1 protein-coding gene and 1 pseudogene are annotated in these 1940 nt (G+C 54.9%); one reads left to right on the top strand and one right to left on the bottom strand.

All coding sequences use genetic code 11. The features are described 5' to 3' along the window. Window positions 1-186 precede the first annotated feature (186 nt). Window positions 187-1538 (top strand): IS3 family transposase gene (locus tag ACR0ID_RS20330; protein ID WP_170717543.1). Its coding sequence is split into 2 segments (ribosomal slippage): window positions 187-523 and window positions 523-1538, totalling 1353 coding nucleotides; the frame shifts between segments, so codons are not numbered across the junction. 192 nt (window positions 1539-1730) lie between these two features. Here the strand turns inward: ACR0ID_RS20330 and ACR0ID_RS20325 are convergent. After that, window positions 1731-1940: pseudogene (locus tag ACR0ID_RS20325) on the bottom strand (hypothetical protein); the annotation flags it as partial.

Raw genomic sequence — 1940 nt, 5'->3', positions numbered from 1 at the left:
GAGCCGGGAGACAGGCAGGGATGCACGCTGGAAAACGGTCGCGTATCCATGCCCGACGGCTTTGCCCAAGTTTATGCCACGTATTCGGAACAGGGCTGGCCTGTCCGCCATCAGCACCCATGGAACAGACTAGGTTGATTGCGTAGCGGAGGATTTCAGGCTCATCGTAACCATCAGAGAGTGGAGATGAGAATGAAATCCGGGAAACAGAAAGCGTCAGCAGAGAGAGTTGTCAAAGACATCCGCAGGAAGACACGGCGCCAGCATTCGGCAGAGGAGAAGATCCGTATTGTGTTGGATGGGCTTCGTGGTGAAGACAGCATAGCGGAGCTGTGTCGCCGTGAAGGAATAGCTACGAGCCTGTATTACAGCTGGTCGAAAGAGTTCCTTGAGGCCGGTAAGAAGCGGTTGGCTGGCGATACCGCACGCCAGGCTACCAGCTCTGAGGTGAAGGATTTGAGAGCGGAATCGTCGGCGCTGAAAGAGGTAGTCGCCGACCTGACCCTTGAGAACCGGCTGCTCAAAAAAAGCATGTTCGAGGATGGGGGAGACGACGAATGAGATATCCCGCATCCGAAAAGCTTGAGATCATCCGGCTGGTTGACGGTTCGCACCTGCCGATCAAACGCACACTGGAAAAGCTCGGCATTCCCAGAACGACCTTCTACCGCTGGTACGACAGGTATCTGTCTTTCGGCGAGGCCGGGCTTGAGGATCGCCATTCCCGGCCAGGTAGGGTTTGGAACCGCATCCCCGACAAGGTGCGCAAGCAGATCGTGGAACTGGCTCTGGAAGAACCCGAGTTATCGCCCCGCGAGCTTGCGGTGCGGTTCACCGACACCAGGCGCTACTTCGTTTCTGAGGCCAGTGTTTACAGGCTTCTGAAGGCACAAGATCTGATCACTAGCCCAGCCTGCATCACCATCAAAGCGGCGGATGAATTCCATGAGAAGACTGTGCGGCCGAACCAGCTTTGGCAGACCGACTTCACCTATCTCAAAGTCATCGGTTGGGGCTGGTTCTACCTGTCTACGATCCTGGATGATTACAGCCGTTACGTTGTCTCTTGGCGCCTTTGCACCACGATGAAAGCTGACGATGTCACAGGAACGCTGGAAGACGCTTTGGCTGCATCAGGTTGTGACAGTGTCACCGTTGCCCACAAGCCCCGGCTGCTCAGCGACAACGGCAGCAGTTACATCTCTGGCGAGTTGGCGAAATGGCTGGATGAGCAGGGTATGGATCATGTTCGGGGAGCGCCCAACCATCCGCAGACCCAGGGCAAGATTGAGCGATGGCATCAGACGATGAAGAACCGTGTCCTGCTGGAAAACTACTATCTGCCAGGAGCGCTCGAACAGGCCATCGGCGACTTCATCAATCACTACAACCACAACCGATACCACGAGAGCATCAGCAATCTGACACCCGCCGATGTCTATTTCGGTCGAGCCGAAACAATCCTCAGACGCAGAAAGGAAATCAAACACCAGACAATCCAGAAACGCCGCTTGCTGCATCATCAGAACGCGGCGTAGATTGAAACTGCGGCGAGCCTGATCCTCCTAAGCCAATCAAACGCTCGTGTTCCAAATCATTCGATGACGGACAAGAAGGAGGGTCGCGCCAATTGATCTAATCAGGTTCATATCTCTCTCCATTGCTTTGTCGGACTTACGTCTTGATGTTCTTTGCTCCGAGCCGGCCGAGGGGGTCTGACATTTGTCGGCTCAAAACCCGAACCTTGCGCCAATGAACGGTCCCTGAAAAGTCAGATCAGACAGCACCTGGGAGTTACCGAGATCCCAGGTCAGATACCGGTAACCAAACACCAAGTCCCAATTGTTGATCCGGTAATTGACGGCGGCACTGAGTTGCGCAGTCAGATCACTTTCGCCTGCCCCGATGTCCGCGTAGTAAGAAAGACCCCACCGATCTGC

The sequence above is a fragment of the Ruegeria sp. AL2 genome (assembly GCF_056540845.1).
Note: the sequence above shows the minus strand (reverse complement) of the source record. Positions and strands in the feature narration are given on the sequence as shown.